This is a genomic window from Sulfurivermis sp., from assembly GCF_059410345.1.
This window is the reverse complement of record NZ_JBLJDO010000004.1, coordinates 156,089-167,816: the sequence shown is the minus strand read 5'-3', so window position 1 is coordinate 167,816 and position 11,728 is coordinate 156,089. Positions and strand designations below refer to the sequence as shown.

The window sequence follows — 11,728 nt, the reverse complement described above, 5'->3', positions numbered from 1 at the left end:
CATGAAACAGATTTCGTTAATCGCCTTGCTGTGCATGGCACTGCTGCTCGGCGCATGCAGCGACGAACCGGCGCCAGCGTCGACGATGACGACGCCAGCCGTCGACCTCAGCCACGCATTTCAGCTGGAGTGGTACGAACTGGTACCCGATGACTGGCAACCCGAAGCCGCCTTTGCCGGACTGGGACTGGAGGAGATGGACGACGAAGACCCGCGCGTGGCGGCGGCCATGGCGAGCATCCGTCAGGAGTGGGACAAGGCGCCGGTGATCAAGGCGCTGGACGGTTTGCTGGTGAAGCTGCCGGGCTTCGTGGTGCCGCTGGAAGGCGATGGGCGTAAGGTGGAGTCCTTCATCCTGGTGCCGTATTACGGCGCCTGCGTGCATGCGCCGCCGCCGCCAGCCAACCAGACGGTATACGTCACCATCCCCGGCGGCGGGGAAGTGCGGGGGCTGTTCGATACGGTGTGGGTCACCGGCAAGCTGCGCGCCGTGGCGCGCAGCACGCCGATGGCGCAGGCGGGTTACACCATCGAGGCGCTGAAGGTCGAGCCCTACGATTAACCCGCCAGGATGGGCCGGCGGACACCTGGCCCACCCTACCGGTGGTTAGGGCCACTTAGTGCGTCAACATCCAGCGGATGACGGTGCGGATATCATCCGGATTGCCGGGGCTGGCCGGCATCATGATCTGGCCCCAGTTCAGCGGCTCACCCGGCTGGCTGCCGGCCTTCACCTTCGCAGTGAGCACTTCCACTGCATCGGGGTTGTCGCGGTAGCGGGCGGCGATCTGTTTGAAGTCCGGCCCCACCAAAGGGCCCTCCGGCTTGTGGCACCCCATGCACCCATTCTGCAAAGCCAGGGCCTGATCGGCCAGGGCCGGGCCGGCGAGCAACAGGGCGGAGATGAAGCTAAACGTACGCAGTGCAGTTTTCATTATTGTCCTCCTCTGAGCGGAAACTTCATTTCACCGCAAAGCGCTGCCAAACGCAAAGCGTGCGGCGCGATCAACCGCGCACCAATCCAGCCTCGACCTCATCGCGCTTGGCACTGCCCGCCAGCACGGCAACCAGGTGCAGGGCAAAATCCATGGCGGTGCCGGGGCCGCGCGAGGTGATCACCTTGCCGTCCTGCACCACCGCATCGCTGAGGTAGGTGACATCGGGCAGCCGCATCTTATCAACGAAACCAGGATAGGAGGTGGCGCGCTTGCCGGCGAGCAGGCCGAGGCGCCCCAGCACCTTGGGCGCGGCGCAGATGGCGGCGGTGTATTTACCGCTGGCGGCCATCTTCTTCAGCAGGGACTCGATGCGTGGATCGTGATCCAGCCGGTCGGCGCCGGGGCCGCCGCCGGGCAGGACCACCATGTCATAGTCGTGCTTGAGCGCCTCGTCCAACGTGGTGTCGGCCAGCAACACCACGCCGCGCGAGGCCTTGACAGGTCCGGCGTCGAGGCCGGCAGAAACGACCTCGATTCCGGCACGGCGCAGCAGATCGATGATGGTTACGGCTTCAAGCTCTTCGCAGCCGGGGGCGAGGGGGACAAGGACGCGCGCCATAGTTGGGGATTCCTCTCCTGTCTTGCGTTGATCAAATGCGATACCGGCACCAGGCGTACGCCCAACGCATCGAGCTGGGGCAGCACCTCGTTCAGCACCTGCAGGGTGCTCGGATAGGGGTGACCGATGGCCAGGGCGCTGCCCTGTTGCTGCGCCACCGCAAGCAGGCGGGCGAACTGGCGGCGGATGCTGTCGGTGTCCGTGGCGGCGTCGAGAAAGACATCGCGCCGCGTGGTCGGCAGGCCATGCTCCAGCGCCACGTGTGCCGCTACCGTGCGCACGGTGGTCACACTGTCCACAAAGAATAGTCCGCCCTGCGCATTCATCTCGCTCATCAGCCAGTCCATGTGGCCGGGATGACGGGTGAGCAGGCTGCCCATGTGGTTGTTGATGCCGCGCACATGGGGCACCGCCGCGAGATTGTCGCGCACCGTGCGGCGGAACGCCTCCTCGCTCATCTCCAGAGTGACACCGCCGGGCCCGAGGCGATTGCCGGTCTCCGCCTGCATGGGCAGATGCAGCATCACCTCACGGCCCTGGCGGTGGGCCAGGAGCGCGAAGTGACGGGCATAGGGGGTATGCGGCAGGATGGAGTAGGTGAGCGCGCCCGGCAGTTCCAGCGCACGGCGGCCGTAATCGTAACGATCGCCGATGTCATCGATGATGATGCTGATCAGCGGCTGGGCCTGTACTGCGGCGGAGGCACAGGCCAGCAACAACGCCATCAGCGTGCGGCGCATGTTACTGGTTGCGTGACTGCAGGATGTTCAGGCCCTTGAGCAGGTTGAGCGCCTCGTTGAGGGCGTAATCCTTGCTCACCGCATCGTCTACCTTGGCGTCTTCCTTGCCCACCGGCTTCTTGCTGCTGCCGTTGGTCAGATGGCGCGACAGGTCGGCCTCCTTCAGGCGCTCGACCTCACCATCTTCGGCATCCACCAGTTTGACGGCGCGCAGCGCAATGTCCGGCTCGATGCCGTCGGCCTGGATGGAACGGCCGCCCGGCGTGTAGTAGCGCGCGGTGGTGAGCTTGATGGCGCTGTTGTTGCTCATCGGGAAGATGGTCTGCACCGAACCCTTGCCGAAGGTGCGGTTGCCCATGATGATGGCGCGCTTGTGGTCCTGCAACGCGCCGGCCACGATCTCCGAGGCCGAGGCGGAACCGCCGTTGACCAGCACCACGATGGGGGCACCCTTCAGCGCATCACCCGGCGTGGCGGTGTAGCGCAGCTCGGCGTCCTTGGCGCGGCCTTCGGTGTAGACGATGAGGCCCTTCTCCAGGAAGGCATCAGACACGGACACGGCGGCACCGAGCACGCCGCCGGGGTTGTTGCGTAGGTCGAGCACCAGGCCCTTCAATTCGCCGCCGTGTTCCTTTTTCATGTCGGACACCGCCTTCAGCACCTGCTCCCCGGTCTGGTTCTGGAAACTGGTGATGCGCAGGTAGCCGTAGCCCGGCTCTAGGGCACGGAATTTGACGCTCTTGACACGGATCACATCGCGGGTGATGACGAACTTGAGCGGCTTCTGCTCGCCTTCGCGCATGATGGTGAGGGTGATCTTGGTGCCGGGCTTGCCGCGCATCATCTTCACCGCATCGTTCAGGCTCATGCCCTTCACCGGGGTATCGTCGAGCCGGATGATCAAATCGCCAGCCTTGACGCCGGCGGCCTGGGCCGGCGTGTCGTCGATGGGCGAGACCACCTTGACGAAGCCATCCTCCAGACCGACCTCGATGCCGAGGCCACCGAACTCACCGCTGGTCCCCACCTGCAACTCCTTGAACTCTTCCTGGTTGAGGTAGGCGGAGTGGGGGTCGAGGCCGGAGAGCATGCCGCGAATGGCGCTTTCCAGCAGGGTCTTGTCATCGGCCGCTTCGACGTAGTCGGCCTTGATCTTGCCGAACACCTCGGAGAAGTTGCGCAGCTCGTCCAGCGGCAGCGGCGCCGCCTGATTGTTGGCGCGGTCCGCCAGCACGCTGCCGCCGAGCGAGAGCGATACGCCCAGCACCAGGCCGGTGGCAAGGACCAGAAGAGAACGGGTGGCTTGTTTCATTGGGTGACTCCGGGTTGCCCCTGTGTTCGGTTGCCGGCGAGACAGTTCCCGGCCGCGCATGGTTGTGCCGATATTACCTCAGAATGACCATTCATGTGGCCGCTAGCTCCGACACCAGCGGGTGGGGTCTTGCGGCTTACCGTTGCGGCGGATCTCGAAATACACACCGCTGCGTTCATTGCCGCCGCTGGAGCCGATGCTGGCAATGGTCTCGCCCGCGCTCACCCAGTCGCCCACCTCCTTGTGCAGGGTCTGATTGTGTCCATACAAACTCATGAAGCCGTCGCCGTGATCGATGATCAGCAGATAGCCATAACCGCGCAGCCAATCGGCATAGGCGACGCGGCCGTGCGAGACGGCACGCACCGGCAAGCCTTCCTTGGCGCCGATCACCACCCCCTGCCAGCGCAGGCTGCCGAGGCGCTCGCTGCCGAAGCGCTCGACGATGCGGCCGCGCGCCGGCCAGGGCAGCTTGCCGCGCATCTGGGCGAAGGGCTTGTGGTTGCCCGGTTCAGCCGGGATGTCTTCCAGTGCCTGGGCCAGAGCCAGGATCAATCCCTCCAGCTCCTTCTCGTCCGCCAGCAAACCCTTCAGACGCCGATCCTTGCTGCTCAGTTCCTCTTCCAGCTGGGCCAGCAGTTCGCTGCGCGCCGCCTGGTTCTTTTCCTGCTCCACCTTGCGCAGGCGCTGCTGCTCGCGCAACTGCGCCAGCCGGGTGTTTTCCGCCTCGATCTCGCGCCGCACCCCCTCCAGCTGCTGCACGGTGGCCAGCAAGGAGGTGATGCGCTCGGAGCGGGCGCGATTGAGATAGTCGTAGTAGGTGAGGGCGCGGCCGAGGGTGGCCGGGTCTTCCTGATTGAGCAGGATCTTGAGGTATTCCTGCCGCCCCATGGCGTAGGCGGCGCGGATCTGCTGCTCCAGATAGCGCCGCTGCTGGGCGATGGAGCCCTCCAGCTCACTGCGGCGTTTTTGCAGCGCACCGAGCCGGCGCGACTGCTCGGCCAGGCGGTCGTCCAGGTCGCGCAGCTCCTGGCTGATGCGCGCCACCGCCTGCTCCACCGCACGCAGTTCTTCGCGCAAGCTGTCGTAACGGCTGCGCACCTTGTGGAGGTCGCCACGCAGGGCAGCGATACGCTCACGCAGTTGCAGCAGCTCCGTTTCCTTGGCCTGACGGGTAGCGCTGCGTTCGGCGGGCGGGGTATTGCGCTGGATGGTGCCGGATGCCAAGGACAGCACCGGCAACAGCAGGAGCAGGGCGGCTAGCCCGGCGGCCGTTCTGCTGCGCCCGCTCACGGCTGTGCCGCGTCCTCCACGGGGCCGGCGGCCAGATTGTGGCCGGTCATTTCACGCGGCACTTCCAGCTCCATCAGGCCCAGCATGGTGGGTGCGATGTCCGACAGAATGCCGGGGCTGAGATTGATCTGCCGCGGACCGAAATACACCAGCGGCACCGGGTTGGAGGTGTGGGCGGTATGGGGTTGCCCGGTATCCTCGCCCACCATCTGCTCGGCGTTGCCGTGGTCGGCGGTGATCAGCATTTCGCCACCCGCCTGCTCCACCGCCGCCACCAGGCGGCCAAGGCAGGCATCCAGCGCCTCGATGGCCTTGACCGTGGCCTCGAAGTTGCCGGTGTGACCCACCATGTCGGGGTTGGCGTAGTTGCATATGATGACGTCGTACTTGCCGCTGCCCACCGCCGCCACCAGGTGGTCGGTGACTTCGCCAGCGCTCATGTCCGGCTTCTGATCGTAGGTGGGCACATGGGGCGAGGGGACAAGGATGCGATCCTCGAACTCGAACGGCTCTTCGCGCCCGCCGTTGAAGAAGAAGGTGACGTGGGCATACTTCTCCGTTTCGGCGATGCGCAGCTGATGCAGGCCGAGGCGGGAGATGTATTCGCCGAACACATTGCGCAAGCGTTCCGGCGGGAAGGCCACCGGAATATCGAAATCGGCGCTGTATTCGGTGAGGCTGACGAACATGCCCAGCTTGGGCTTGCAGCGGCGCTCGAAGGCATCGAAATCGGGCTCGATGAACGGGCGGGTGATCTGGCGCGCGCGATCGGAGCGGTAGTTCATGGAAATGAGCACATCGCCGTCCTCGAAGCTCACCGGCTTCTCGCCGGCCGGGACGATCCAGGTGCCCTTGACGAATTCGTCGGTCTCGCCGCGCGCGTAGGCCATGTGCAGCGCCGTGATGGCGTCCGGCGCCTGGTACTCGGCGGCGCAACCGGTGATCAGGTCGTAGGCGGCCTGGATGCGCGGCCAGCGGTGGTCGCGGTCCATGGCGTAGAAGCGGCCGATGATGGAAGCGATGCGGCCGCCGCCGAGCTGGTCGATCTTGTCCTGCATCAGGCGCAGGGAGCTTTCCGCGCTTTTCGGCGGGGTGTCGCGGCCATCGAGAAAGGCATGTACGTACACCTTTTTCGCCCCGCGCTGGATGGCCAGCTCGACCATGGCGTGGATGTGTTCCTCGTGACTGTGCACGCCGCCGGGGGACAACAGACCGAGGATGTGTACCGCCTTGCCGTTGCCCACCGCCAGGTCCACCGCATCGGTGAGGGTCTGGTTGGTGTAGAAAGAGCCGGTCTTGATGGCGCGGCTGACGCGGGTGAACTCCTGGTACACCACGCGGCCAGCGCCCAGGTTCAGGTGGCCCACCTCGGAATTGCCCATTTGCCCGGCGGGCAGTCCCACTTCCGCGCCAGAGGTGCGCACGAATGTATGCGGGTACTCACTCCACAAGCGATCCCAGACCGGGGTACGGGCCGCGCGCACGGCATTGTGATGGGGATTTTCCGAATAGCCCCAGCCGTCGAGCACGATAAGCAGAAGCGGACGGGGTCTGTGGTTCGCTGACATGTTCAAGGAGTCGGGTGATGGTAGAAAAGGATTTTAGACAAAGTCTAACGGGAAATATGGGGCTCTGCCACGCCCACCACAAGCCTGCTGAACAAAGGGGTTCTGCCGCGGGCTGGGGGTAGGTAACTGCATCAATGTATTAGAATAAAGCTCTTCTCAAATGAGCCTTTATTGTATATTGTTTTGCTGTGTAAAAGCAGCCTCCGCGGCGGAGAAAAACAGGAAAATCATGACGCAACACAACGTGTGTGTGATGCCAGGTGGGGGAACGATGGCAGCAGGCGAATCCGAAAATAACGGCCTTATCACCCGCGACGAAGACATCGACCGCGCCTCACGCTCTCTCAAGGCCATGTCCCACCCCCTGCGCCTGAAAATCCTCTGCGTCCTGGGCGATCAGGAGGTCAGCGTGCAGGATATCGTCGACCGGGTCGGCACCTCCCAGAGCAATATCTCCCAGCACCTTGCCATCCTGCGCGACAAGGGTATCCTGTCCGCCCGCAAGGACGCCAACCGGGTCTATTACCGGGTGGAGGACAGCCGTACCCTGGCCCTGATCCGCATGATGCGCGACGTCTTCTGCACCCTGGGCTGAACGGGCTTGATCGGCGCCCATCCCGCCCCCATCCAACGGCTTCCCGTAATTTTTGAGGTTATTCACATGACTGTCGAACGCATCGTACGCATTGTGGCCGGTTTCTTCATCCTGCTCAGCCTTGGCCTGGGCGTCGCCGCCAGCCCCATCTACCACAACGTCAACTGGCTGTGGTTCACCGCCTTCGTCGGCCTGAACCTGTTCCAGAGCGGCTTCACCAAATTCTGCCCGCTGGACACCATCCTGAAGAAGCTGGGCGTCAAGAGCGGCGGCACCGCCTGCTCCTGATCGCTCCGTACCGGCGGCGTACGCCGCCGGTCTCCTTTCCCTCCGGCGAGCCCACCACTGACCCATGCAGCAATTCGGCGAATTCTTCCTCAATCACTGGGACCTGTTCCTGGCCCTGTTCGTAATCCTCGGCATGCTGGTTTACACCAGTTTCAACGCGCGGCTGCGCGGCTATCAGGACGTGCCCCCCCTGGAAGCGGTGCAGCTCATCAATCACGACGATGCGGTGATGGTGGATGTGCGTGAAGACAGCGAATACAGCGCCGGCCATGTGCAGGACTCCATTCACATTCCGCTCGGCAAACTGAACGAGCGCATGGCGGAGCTGGATGCCTACAAGAACCGCGCCGTTGTCGTCGGCTGCCGCAGCGGCCACCGCTCGGCCCGCGCCTGCGCCATGCTGCGCAAGCAGGGCTTCGAGAAGGTCTACAACCTGCGCGGCGGCATCCTGGCCTGGGAAAGCGCCAGCCTGCCGGTGAGCAAGGGCGGCAACAAACGCAAGAAGAAGTGAGAGCACGTCATGCCCAAGGTTGAAATCTACTCCACCGGCAGCTGCCCCTACTGCGTCCGCGCCCGCAGCCTGCTGGAGCGCAAGGGCGTGCAGTACATCGAATATCGCATCGACCTGAAGCCCGAGCTGCGCCCGGAGATGGAGCGCCGCGCCAACGGCGGCTACACCGTGCCGCAAATCTTCATCGACGACCGCCACATCGGCGGCTGCGATGACATGCATGCCCTCGACGCCAACGGTCAGCTGGACCCGTTGCTGAAGAACTAGGCGCAACCCCATGAGCGACGGCCTGCACATCGTCTGTCCTCACTGCGATAGCGTCAATCGCGTCCCGCGCGACAAACTGGGCGCCGGCGGCAACTGCGGCCGCTGCAAACAGCCCTTGTTCACCGGGCATCCGCTGTCGCTGCGCGAAGCCAACTTCGCCCAGCACCTGACCCGCAGCGACATCCCCCTGCTGGTGGATTTCTGGGCCAGCTGGTGCGGCCCCTGCAAGATGATGGCCCCGGTGTTCGAACGGGCGGCGGCGGAACTGGAGCCCCACGTCCGTCTCGCCAAGGTCAACACCGAGGAACAGCAGGGGCTGGCCGCCCGCTACGGTATCCGCAGCATCCCCACCCTGATCCTGTTCAAGGAGGGCCGCGAGGCGGCGCGCATCGCCGGGGCGCTGGATCTGCAAAACCTGCTGGCCTGGACCCGACAGCATCTGTAACCGACACCCACTTTCTTCCATCTAAGGCCCGAACATGTCCGACAACGACAGCAGCACCGCCCACAGCAACGCGGCCCAGCCGCAGTTCGCCATCCAGCGCATCTATCTGAAGGACCTGTCCTTCGAGACGCCCAACTCCCCGGCGGTGTTCGCCACCCAGTGGCAGCCCGAGGTCAATGTGGAACTCAATTCCGGCGGATCCCGCCTGGCCGACGAGGTGTTCGAGGTGGTGCTGACCCTTACCGTGACCTGCAAGGCCGGCGACAAGACCGCCTATCTGGTCGAGGTGCAGCAGGCCGGCATCTTCACCATTGCCGGCTTCGATGAAAACACCCTGTCCGGCATGCTGGGCAGCTATTGCCCCAACATCCTGTTCCCCTATGCCCGCGAGACCATCAGCAGCCTGGTGAGTAAGGGCAGCTTCCCGCAGCTGTTGCTGGCGCCCATCAACTTCGATGCGCTCTACGCCCAGCACCTGAGCCGCCAGCAGGAAGCGGGCGCCGAGGAAGTGCCGGTCCACTGATGACCCAGCCCACCATCGCCGTCCTCGGCGCCGGCTCCTGGGGTACCGCGCTGGCGATCCTGCTGGCACGCCACGGCACGACCACCTTGCTGTGGGCACGCGATGCGGCACAGGCGGCGGCGATGAATGCCGAACGCCGCAATCCGCGCTACCTGCCGGACATCACCTTTCCGGCAACCCTCAGCGCCACGGCTGATTTGGAGCAGGCGCTGGCGGCTGCCGACGACCTGCTGCTGGCCGTACCCAGCCACAGTTTCCGCGCCACCCTGCAGGCCATCGCCCCCTACGTGACCTCCACCACCCGGCTGGCCTGGGCCACCAAGGGCCTGGAGCAGGGCAGCCGCAAGCTGCTGCACCAGGTAGCCGCTGAAGAACTGGGCAGCGACATCGCCCCGGCGGTGGTCTCCGGCCCGACCTTCGCCCGTGAGGTGGCCGCCGGCCTGCCCACCGCCGTCACAGTGGCCTGCCAAGACCCCGGCGTGGCGCGCTACTTCGCCGCCTGCCTGCACGACACCACCTTCCGCGCCTATACCAGCGACGATGTCGTCGGCGTCGAGCTGGGCGGCGCCGTCAAGAACGTGCTGGCCATCGCCGCCGGTATCGCCGATGGGATGGGCATGGGCGCCAATACCCGCGCGGCCCTCATCACCCGCGGTCTGGCGGAAATGATGCGCCTGGGTGCGGCGCTGGGCGGCCACCCCGAAACCTTCATGGGCCTGGCCGGCCTGGGCGACCTGGTACTCACCTGCACCGACGACCAGTCGCGCAACCGCCGCCTCGGCCTCGCCCTCGGCCGCGGCACCACCCTGGTCCAGGCGCAGCAGGACATCCGCCAGGTGGTGGAGGGCGTGCAAACCGCCGCCGAGGTGTGGGCCCTGGCCAGCACGCTGGGGGTCGACATGCCCATCACCGAACAGGTGTTCCGCGTGCTGCACCAGGGCCAGCCGGTGCGGCTGGCCGTGCAGGCCCTGCTGACGCGGGAACAAAAGGAAGAGCGGGCCTAGGAGCCTGGCGGACTTCGGCGTCAACCCCAAGTCCGCCAGGCTCCCAGCGTCAGGCGAAGTCCTGCTGCCGCCACGCCTCGTACAGGATCACCGCCGCCGCATTGGACAGGTTGAGGCTGCGGTTGCCGGGGCGCATGGGGATACGCAGGCGCTGTTCCGGCGGCAGACTGTCGATGAGCTCCTGCGGCAAGCCGCGGCTTTCGCTGCCGAACAGCAGTACATCGCCGTCGCGGTAGGCCACGGCACTGTAGTCCTGCTTGCCGCGGGTGGTGCAGGCAAACACCCGCTCCGGCTGCACCGCCTGCAGAAACGCCGCATAACTGTCATGCACCTGCAGGCTGGCATATTCGTGGTAGTCCAGCCCCGCCCGGCGCAGGCGCCGGTCGTCCAGCTCGAACCCCAACGGTCTGATCAGATGCAGCTGCGCCCCGGTATTGGCGCACAGGCGGATGACATTGCCGGTGTTGGGCGGAATCTCGGGCTGGAACAGGACGATGTGAAACATAGCGGCAGATACAAGGGGAAAGTTACAAGATACAAGAAAAACCCCTGTTCCTGCCGATTCTTCCCTTGTATCTTTTAGCTTTCCCCTTGTATCTGAACTCTCATGCATACCAAAGACAAATCGCTCCTCGCCGTGGATTTCTGCGGCATGAATTTCGCCTCTCCCATCGTGCTGCTGTCCGGCTGCGTCGGCTTCGGCGAGGAATACACCCGGGTCAAGGGCTACTCCAACCGCGAAGTGGGCGCCGTGTGCCTCAAGGGCACTACGCTGGAGCCGCGACTCGGCAATGCGCCGCACCGTGTCTACGAAACCCCGCAGGGCATGCTCAACGCCATCGGCCTGCAGAATCCCGGCGCGCGCTATGTGGTGGACAAGATCCTGCCGACACTGGACTTCGAGGAAACCCGCTTCATCGCCAATATCTCCGGCTCCACGGTGGAGGAATACGCCGAGGTGGCGCGCATCTTCGACGACTCGCCCATCGACGCCATCGAAATCAACATCTCCTGTCCCAACGTAAAGGCCGGCGGCGTCGCCTTCGGCAACGACCCGGCCATGTCCGCCAAGGTAGTGGAGGTGGTGCGCAAGGCCACCAACAAGCCGCTGATCACCAAGCTGTCGCCCAACCAGACCGACATCGCCGGCAACGCCCGCGGCTGCATCGAGGCGGGCACCGACGCCTTCGCCGTGATCAACACCCTGATGGGTATGGCCATCGATATCGAGAGCCGCACCCCGATCCTGGGCAACAATCAGGGCGGCCTGTCCGGCCCGGCCATCAAGCCGGTGGCCCTGCTGCGCACCCATCAGGTGTACCAGGTCTGCCGCGACCACGGCATCCCCATCATCGGCCAGGGCGGCATCACCACCGCCGAGGATGCCCTGGAGTTCATCATCGCCGGCGCCACGGCAGTGGGCATCGGCACGGCCCTGTTCTACGACCCGCTGGTGTGCGCCAAGATCAACGACGGCATCGCCGCCTACCTGCGGCGCCACGGCCTAAACGAGGTGGCCCAGCTTACCGGCAGCCTGACATTGAATGCGCCGGCACCGCGCAACACGTGCTGCACAGTAAAACTGTAAGGATCTAACCCGGTTTTTCAGTAGGTTATGGATGTTT

The 11,728-nt window shown here is 64.8% G+C and carries 16 protein-coding genes; 9 read left to right on the top strand and 7 right to left on the bottom strand.

The window, feature by feature from the left end; genetic code table 11:
• Position 1 precedes the first annotated feature (1 nt).
• On the top strand, positions 2-562 hold the full coding sequence (locus ACMV8A_RS05355; protein WP_495324719.1) for a DUF3299 domain-containing protein: 561 nt from the start codon (positions 2-4) through the stop codon (positions 560-562).
• Positions 563-617: 55 nt separating this feature from the next.
• On the opposite strand, the gene ACMV8A_RS05350 is transcribed toward ACMV8A_RS05355, so the two are convergent.
• The 6 genes from ACMV8A_RS05350 to gpmI all read right to left on the bottom strand — a co-directional run bounded on the left by ACMV8A_RS05350 (position 618) and on the right by gpmI (position 6,470).
• The gene (locus tag ACMV8A_RS05350; RefSeq protein WP_495324718.1) at positions 618-935 is read right to left on the bottom strand and encodes a c-type cytochrome; all 318 of its coding nucleotides are present in this window, start codon (positions 933-935) and stop codon (positions 618-620) included.
• Between the two features lie 70 nt (positions 936-1,005).
• Positions 1,006-1,557 (bottom strand): DJ-1 family glyoxalase III, encoded by a 552-nt coding sequence (locus tag ACMV8A_RS05345; RefSeq protein ID WP_495324717.1) that lies wholly within the window; start codon positions 1,555-1,557, stop codon positions 1,006-1,008.
• Positions 1,503-2,297, bottom strand: a complete 795-nt coding sequence (locus ACMV8A_RS05340) for a divergent polysaccharide deacetylase family protein (RefSeq protein WP_495324716.1) — start codon at positions 2,295-2,297, stop codon at positions 1,503-1,505. Before ACMV8A_RS05340 ends, ACMV8A_RS05345 begins: the two co-directional genes overlap by 55 nt.
• Before the next feature lies 1 nt (position 2,298).
• Positions 2,299-3,609 carry a S41 family peptidase gene (locus ACMV8A_RS05335; protein ID WP_495324715.1) on the bottom strand — a complete coding sequence of 437 codons (1,311 nt, stop codon included), beginning with the start codon at positions 3,607-3,609 and terminating at the stop codon, positions 2,299-2,301.
• A gap of 102 nt (positions 3,610-3,711) precedes the next feature.
• Positions 3,712-4,902 (bottom strand): murein hydrolase activator EnvC family protein, encoded by a 1,191-nt coding sequence (locus ACMV8A_RS05330; protein ID WP_495324714.1) that lies wholly within the window; start codon positions 4,900-4,902, stop codon positions 3,712-3,714.
• Complete coding sequence (gpmI, locus tag ACMV8A_RS05325; protein ID WP_495324713.1) at positions 4,899-6,470, bottom strand: 2,3-bisphosphoglycerate-independent phosphoglycerate mutase; 1,572 nt, start codon at positions 6,468-6,470, stop codon at positions 4,899-4,901. The genes ACMV8A_RS05330 and gpmI overlap by 4 nt, the downstream gene beginning before the upstream one ends.
• A 271-nt stretch (positions 6,471-6,741) precedes the next feature.
• Here gpmI and ACMV8A_RS05320 point away from each other — a divergent pair, with 271 nt between their 5' ends.
• The 7 genes from ACMV8A_RS05320 to ACMV8A_RS05290 all read left to right on the top strand — a co-directional run bounded on the left by ACMV8A_RS05320 (position 6,742) and on the right by ACMV8A_RS05290 (position 10,103).
• Positions 6,742-7,065 carry an ArsR/SmtB family transcription factor gene (locus ACMV8A_RS05320; protein ID WP_495324712.1) on the top strand — a complete coding sequence of 108 codons (324 nt, stop codon included), beginning with the start codon at positions 6,742-6,744 and terminating at the stop codon, positions 7,063-7,065.
• A gap of 66 nt (positions 7,066-7,131) precedes the next feature.
• On the top strand, positions 7,132-7,353 hold the full coding sequence (locus tag ACMV8A_RS05315; protein ID WP_495324711.1) for a YgaP family membrane protein: 222 nt from the start codon (positions 7,132-7,134) through the stop codon (positions 7,351-7,353).
• 64 nt (positions 7,354-7,417) lie between these two features.
• A complete protein-coding gene (locus tag ACMV8A_RS05310) occupies positions 7,418-7,864 on the top strand; it encodes a rhodanese-like domain-containing protein (RefSeq protein ID WP_495324710.1) in 447 nt (148 codons plus the stop codon).
• A 9-nt stretch (positions 7,865-7,873) separates the two neighbouring features.
• Entirely contained in the window at positions 7,874-8,131 is a 258-nt protein-coding gene (gene grxC, locus ACMV8A_RS05305) for a glutaredoxin 3 (protein ID WP_495324709.1), read from the top strand.
• Positions 8,132-8,141: 10 nt separating this feature from the next.
• Positions 8,142-8,576, top strand: coding sequence for a thioredoxin TrxC (gene trxC, locus ACMV8A_RS05300; protein ID WP_495324708.1), 435 nt, complete (start codon positions 8,142-8,144; stop codon positions 8,574-8,576).
• A gap of 34 nt (positions 8,577-8,610) precedes the next feature.
• Positions 8,611-9,099 carry a protein-export chaperone SecB gene (gene secB, locus ACMV8A_RS05295; RefSeq protein WP_495324707.1) on the top strand — a complete coding sequence of 163 codons (489 nt, stop codon included), beginning with the start codon at positions 8,611-8,613 and terminating at the stop codon, positions 9,097-9,099.
• Entirely contained in the window at positions 9,099-10,103 is a 1,005-nt protein-coding gene (locus ACMV8A_RS05290) for an NAD(P)H-dependent glycerol-3-phosphate dehydrogenase (RefSeq protein WP_495324706.1), read from the top strand. Before secB ends, ACMV8A_RS05290 begins: the two co-directional genes overlap by 1 nt.
• A gap of 49 nt (positions 10,104-10,152) precedes the next feature.
• Here ACMV8A_RS05290 and trmL read toward each other — a convergent pair whose 3' ends face one another.
• Complete coding sequence (gene trmL, locus ACMV8A_RS05285; RefSeq protein WP_495324705.1) at positions 10,153-10,608, bottom strand: tRNA (uridine(34)/cytosine(34)/5-carboxymethylaminomethyluridine(34)-2'-O)-methyltransferase TrmL; 456 nt, start codon at positions 10,606-10,608, stop codon at positions 10,153-10,155.
• A gap of 102 nt (positions 10,609-10,710) precedes the next feature.
• On the opposite strand from trmL, the gene ACMV8A_RS05280 reads away from it, so the two are divergent.
• Positions 10,711-11,691, top strand: coding sequence for a dihydroorotate dehydrogenase (locus tag ACMV8A_RS05280; protein WP_495324704.1), 981 nt, complete (start codon positions 10,711-10,713; stop codon positions 11,689-11,691).
• Positions 11,692-11,728: the final 37 nt, after the last annotated feature.

Coding starts and splice junctions, on each gene's coding strand:
- ACMV8A_RS05340 (WP_495324716.1), bottom strand. CDS start 2,297: ATGCGCCGCACGCTGATGGCGTTGTTGCTGGCCTGTGCCTCCGCCGCA.
- grxC (WP_495324709.1), top strand. CDS start 7,874: ATGCCCAAGGTTGAAATCTACTCCACCGGCAGCTGCCCCTACTGCGTC.
- secB (WP_495324707.1), top strand. CDS start 8,611: ATGTCCGACAACGACAGCAGCACCGCCCACAGCAACGCGGCCCAGCCG.
- ACMV8A_RS05355 (WP_495324719.1), top strand. CDS start 2: ATGAAACAGATTTCGTTAATCGCCTTGCTGTGCATGGCACTGCTGCTC.
- ACMV8A_RS05290 (WP_495324706.1), top strand. CDS start 9,099: ATGACCCAGCCCACCATCGCCGTCCTCGGCGCCGGCTCCTGGGGTACC.
- gpmI (WP_495324713.1), bottom strand. CDS start 6,470: ATGTCAGCGAACCACAGACCCCGTCCGCTTCTGCTTATCGTGCTCGAC.
- ACMV8A_RS05280 (WP_495324704.1), top strand. CDS start 10,711: ATGCATACCAAAGACAAATCGCTCCTCGCCGTGGATTTCTGCGGCATG.
- ACMV8A_RS05345 (WP_495324717.1), bottom strand. CDS start 1,557: ATGGCGCGCGTCCTTGTCCCCCTCGCCCCCGGCTGCGAAGAGCTTGAA.
- trmL (WP_495324705.1), bottom strand. CDS start 10,608: ATGTTTCACATCGTCCTGTTCCAGCCCGAGATTCCGCCCAACACCGGC.
- ACMV8A_RS05350 (WP_495324718.1), bottom strand. CDS start 935: ATGAAAACTGCACTGCGTACGTTTAGCTTCATCTCCGCCCTGTTGCTC.
- ACMV8A_RS05335 (WP_495324715.1), bottom strand. CDS start 3,609: ATGAAACAAGCCACCCGTTCTCTTCTGGTCCTTGCCACCGGCCTGGTG.
- ACMV8A_RS05310 (WP_495324710.1), top strand. CDS start 7,418: ATGCAGCAATTCGGCGAATTCTTCCTCAATCACTGGGACCTGTTCCTG.
- ACMV8A_RS05315 (WP_495324711.1), top strand. CDS start 7,132: ATGACTGTCGAACGCATCGTACGCATTGTGGCCGGTTTCTTCATCCTG.
- ACMV8A_RS05320 (WP_495324712.1), top strand. CDS start 6,742: ATGGCAGCAGGCGAATCCGAAAATAACGGCCTTATCACCCGCGACGAA.
- trxC (WP_495324708.1), top strand. CDS start 8,142: ATGAGCGACGGCCTGCACATCGTCTGTCCTCACTGCGATAGCGTCAAT.